The sequence below is a fragment of the Psychrobacter sp. T6-1 genome, assembly GCF_052258445.1.
Map to the genome: position 1 here is coordinate 1 of NZ_JBQQFC010000176.1, position 5,052 is coordinate 5,052.

General features: G+C 46.9%; 4 protein-coding genes. All 4 read left to right on the plus strand.

Features of this window, described 5'->3' with window-relative positions; genetic code table 11:
- Window positions 1-489 precede the first annotated feature (489 nt).
- Window positions 490-813: an H-NS histone family protein gene (locus ACTXGO_RS09465; protein WP_317198776.1), complete on the plus strand. Its 324-nt coding sequence runs from the start codon at window positions 490-492 to the stop codon at window positions 811-813.
- Window positions 814-1,004: 191 nt separating this feature from the next.
- Window positions 1,005-1,826 carry a type II secretion system protein N gene (gspN, locus tag ACTXGO_RS09470; protein WP_443574205.1) on the plus strand — a complete coding sequence of 274 codons (822 nt, stop codon included), beginning with the start codon at window positions 1,005-1,007 and terminating at the stop codon, window positions 1,824-1,826.
- The gene (locus tag ACTXGO_RS09475) at window positions 1,826-2,731 is read left to right on the plus strand and encodes a type II secretion system protein N (protein WP_435949477.1); all 906 of its coding nucleotides are present in this window, start codon (window positions 1,826-1,828) and stop codon (window positions 2,729-2,731) included. Before gspN ends, ACTXGO_RS09475 begins: the two co-directional genes overlap by 1 nt.
- A 104-nt stretch (window positions 2,732-2,835) precedes the next feature.
- Window positions 2,836-5,052 (plus strand): type II secretion system secretin GspD (gspD, locus tag ACTXGO_RS09480; RefSeq protein ID WP_443574207.1); only part of this gene is annotated, 2,217 nt, incomplete at its 3' end.

Here is a 5,052-nt window from a genome sequence, read left to right on the forward strand (position 1 = left end):
GCCAGCCCGCAACAGAACAGTTTTTCATCTAATGCAAGCTCAGCGCCCAAATCTAATGCCATGCCTGATGGCCCAGTAGATGATGATATTCCGTTCTAAATCATATAAGAGATAGCTTTTTAACTCAGCTAAAAAGCATATCAGTACTTAAGTACCTTATTATAAAAAGTCCACAAGCGTGGACTTTTTTATTGGTCTATAAAAAGTCCAGCTCTGTATGTTTGAGCTTCGATTAATAATTTTTATAAGTATAAATATAAACTTCTGTTTATTTTGAATAGAAATACTTTGAATATAATTTTAAATATAAAATAGTATTATTAATATTTTATTACCTATGTTTAATAAAAATTATGTTAATGTGCTTAATTAATAATACGGCTGTTTATAAATGCAGGTTTTAAATCATTATATTTAACGTATTATTAGCCTTTTATTTTTGATTTGATATTGATAATCAAATCTATCACTGTTCAGAACGAGGTCGTTATGAGTAAGAATAATGCTATTGATTTAGACAGTTTAGACGTTGATGAGCTACGCGCTATCACTGAGAATGCGCAGCAACTTATCGCTCAAAAGCAGCATCAGCGTTTGTATGACGCCTACACGCAGTTTGAAAAAATCGCTGAAGAGAGCAATAGTACGATTGAAGAGATATTAGAAGCGGGCGAGAAGCTGGCTAAAAAACGCAATATTAAATATCGTAATACCGAAAACAGCGATGAGACTTGGACAGGTCGTGGTCGTAAGCCCACTTGGCTTGTTGACGCTTTAGCTGACGGTCAAAGTCTTGAGAGTTTTGCTGTTTAATTGATGGATGTGATTCATCATGAGCTGATCACTTTATAGATAAGAATTCTTTTATCTTGTAAGCGAGAATTAAAAGCCAGTATCTTTGCCGCTATTATTAGCGCAAAAGATACTGGCTTTTTTTCTGTCATCTATAGGGCATTGTTTGTTATGATAATGACGTTTTTGTCTATTATAAGAGTCAGTTATCAGTGTCACCATCCTCTACCTCGTCTCATAAGCGTCCCCGTAAGCTTTGGTGGCTTGTCGGGCTGGTTTTGTTTGTGTTTTTTGCGCTGCTACAGATGCCAGCGGCGTGGGTGATTCAAAAATATGCGCCAAATAACAACCATGTCCAACACGTTTCGGGTAACTTGTGGCAAGGCTCAGCCATTTGGCAAATGCCAGCACCTAGTGCGCCACTGACAGGTACGGCCAGTTGGTCATGGCAACCGTGGCAGCTATTCTTGGGTAAAATCGGCACTGACGTCGAGATTGCTACGGGTCAGACGCGCCTGCAAGGACAAGTCAAAGTGAGTCGCAGCGCTTGGCAAGTGGATGACATGAGTGGCAAGATAGCGCCTGAGACGCTAACTAGTGTGGTCGATTGGCAACTGCCTAATACGCCTATACAAGTCAATAATGTCTCTTTGCAGCGCCGATCAGGCTCAGATGAGCAGGTTGCAGGATTTACGCAAGCGGACGGTCAATTGACTTGGGTAGGCGGTGAGGTCGGATATCCAAGTGGCGGCAAAGTGTTTTATATCACGATGCCAGCTATGCGTGCCCAGCTTAGCCAAGAGCAAAAAAGCGATAAAAATATGCTGCATATCAATCTGCTTAACAACCAAGACAAGCGCTTGGGCGACTTGTACATTGATAGCGACAATATGGTGGATGTGAGCCTAACTCAGCGGCTTTTGGAGAATATGCCAGAATACCAAGGTCAAGCGCCGCAAGATACCTCAGTCGTTAGCGTACGCCAGCCTTTATTCTCTGGAGTGTCAAACTCAGCAAGTGCAGGAGCGCCTTGATGATAAGTGCCCGCGATCGCCTTAAACCTGCTATAGATATTCTGAACCGCTTCTCAGGATGGCTTTTATTATTAGCGATTATATGGCTGAGCTGGACAGTGGCGCGGTTATTATGGTTATTACTAGCCGCGCCAACAGTACCTGCCTTGCCATTAGCGACTTTGCAGAATAATACCTCAATGGACGCAGGCGATAACAGCTTATTTGCTATCTTTGCAGACCCAACGCCTGTTGCTGCTGCTACGTTGCCGCCGCCTAATATTATTCTTAAAGGCGTGCTATTGGCCGTGCCTAATAGCGCCTCGTCAGCACTGCTCGATGTCAATGGTGAGGTCAAAAACTACCGTATCGGTGACGAGCTACAAGAGAGCGGTTATACGCTAATCGCTGTTGATTGGGACTCAGTGATTATCTCAGATCGCAGCGATCAGCAAACCATCATTAATATGCCTGATCGCTTAGCACTTGACCAGAGCGAGATGATCGCTGATGGTATGAGCAATCAGCGTTTGCCTACGAGTGATGCATTAGCGCTACCACAAGCAGTCGCGCCCATTGATACAGGTCTTGATCCATCTGCTAGCACTAATAACGCTGACGAGAGCCCGCAGTCTGCTATTAGTGAGGCGGTGACCGCCCTGCAAGAGAATCCTGCCAGCTATCTGAGCCGTATGGGCGTTATGGCATCAGGAGAGGGTTATCAAGTGACTGCTGCTATGCCATCGAGCCTGCGCAATCGTTTGGGGCTTGAGCCTGGCGATAAAGTATTAAGCGTTAACGGTCAAAACGTCGGTAATAATCCTGCACAGGACTCTAGCCTATTGCAACAAGTGCAGCAATCAGGCGAGGCGCAAATAGAGGTTCAGCGCGGCGATCAGGTCATCACGATTCGTCAGCAGTTTTAATGTTATATATCAAAGGTAGTCACAACGCTGAGTCATTGTTATTCTCAGTATTACAGGCGCATTTTAGCTTATACTTGGCACCATCACAGTAGGTATTGATCATCATGGTAAGTTTGCATAAATTTTCAGTCACGCCCCTGCGCCTCTCATTGCAGCGCTTAATGGGCCTTTGTCGTCCGCTATGCTTAGCACTGCCGCTGTGGATGGCGAGTATGGGGGTCGCTCATAGCGAAAGCTGGAAAGTTAATTTGCAAGACGCTGATATCAAAGCCTTTATCAACGAAGTGGCAACGATTACCAATCAAAACTTTGTCTTAGATCCACGTATCAATGGCAACGTAACGGTCATATCGAACCGTGCACTCTCGCGCGATGAGATTTATCAGTTGTTTTTAAGCGTCATGCAGGTTAATGGCATTGCGGCTATTGATTCAGGGACGACCACCAAATTGGTGCCAGATAATGTCGCCAAACAGTCTGGCGTTGCAGTGGATCTACGCGGCGATAGCGTGGGCGAAGCCTTGGCGACGCGAGTGATTTATTTAACCAATACCCAAGCCGCTGAAGTGCTTGGTGTCATCCGTCCCCTCATGCCGCAGTCCGCTCACGCCGCAGCTGTCCCCGGCGTCAATGCCCTAGTCTTATCCGATCGCGCCGATAGTTTAAACCAGCTTACCGCTCTTATCCGTGATTTAGATAGCAATGTTAATGATAGCCTGCAAGTGATACCACTGCGTCACGTGGATGCTGAGCGTATGATGGAATTAATTAGCGCTTTGGTCGCAAGTGCTGGTAGCGGACAAGCACAAGGTGGTAACCAGCTCAAAGTGATCGCCGATTCGGCAAGTGATCGGCTGCTTGTGAAGGGTAGTCCTGAGATGATCGCCAAAGTACAAGTGATGGTCAACCAGTTGGATACCACCCCGACGCGTAGGCTAAGCGGTTTGCGTGTGTTCCGCCTCAAGTATGCCAGCGCAACTCACATCGCTGACATGCTGCGCGGCTTGCTTGCCAATCAGTCTATCAATAGTGCAGGCGCCGTATCGACCTTAGAGCCTGCATCACTCACCGATGCCAGCGGCGCTAGTACCGCTATTAATAGTGGAGCCAGTCAGGCGCTCGAAAATAATAATAGCTCGATTGTACCAGCGGCTAGTGGCTCTACGGCACAATCTGGTAGGAAATTTAGTATTATTGCAGATGAAACCCAAAACGCGGTCATTGTAAATGCCGATCCTGAGCTCATGTTTGAGATCGAAGAGGCGGTGGACCAGCTCGATAATCGCCGTGCGCAAGTGCTGATTCAAGCGGCTATCGTTGAGATATCAGGAGATGATGCGACCCAGCTTGGTGTTCAATGGGCGCTAGGTAATGCCAACAGCGGCTATGGCGTCGTCAACTTCAATAACGTAGGCGCTAGTGCTACCTCGATTGCGGCGGCGGCTTTGGCAGGTGGCGGCGCAGCTGGCGCGGCAGGTATTAGCGCTGCTGCTAGCTCAATCGTTGGTGCTTTGGTTGGTATTGGTGATAGTCGCAAGGACAGTAATGGTAATACTGAATTTTATGGGGCTATCTTGCAAGCTTTGGACAGATCGACCAGTGCCAATCTGTTGTCCATGCCTTCTATCTTAACCCTAGATAACGAAAAGGCCAGTATTTTGGTGGGTCAAAACGTGCCTTTTGTCACAGGCTCCTTTACCACTAGCGGTAACTCCTCAACCAATCCGTTTCAGACCATTGACCGTCAAGATATCGGTATCAACCTAAACGTCATTCCCCATATCGGTGAAAACGGCACAGTGCGTTTGGAAGTCTCGCAAGAGGTCTCGTCAGTTGTGCCCGGTAGCGTTGGAAATGCCAACGGCATTATTACCAATAAGAGCCTCATCAATACCACTATCTTGGCTGATGATCAACAGACCATTGCTTTGGGTGGCCTGATGCGAGATAACAGCACCACCAGTCAACAAAAAGTTCCTGGACTTGGCAACGTGCCTATCATTGGACGTCTGTTTCGCTCTGATAATGACAGCACGCAAAAGAGCAATTTGATTATCTTTTTGCAACCCACTATCTTGCGTGATGGCGGCGCGGTGGCGAGCGTGACTGAGCGCAAATACAATCAGATGCGCGTGCTGCAATTGGTCATCGACAAAAACGGCACGATCAAGCAGTTGCCCCTGAGTGGCACCCAAGGTTGGAGTGGTGAGGTGAGTGCAGATTACGAGCTTATGAATCTCAACCCTTTGATTCCTAAACGTGACCAAACGCCGCAGCCTGCGCCCTCAGGCTTTACGCGAGTCGATAGTCCAAGTGCCAGT

What these genes read in the sequence shown, in the direction of transcription:
- ACTXGO_RS09475 (WP_435949477.1), top strand. Translation starts at nt 1,826, where the DNA reads ATGATAAGTGCCCGCGATCGCCTTAAACCTGCTATAGATATTCTGAAC.
- ACTXGO_RS09465 (WP_317198776.1), top strand. Translation starts at nt 490, where the DNA reads ATGAGTAAGAATAATGCTATTGATTTAGACAGTTTAGACGTTGATGAG.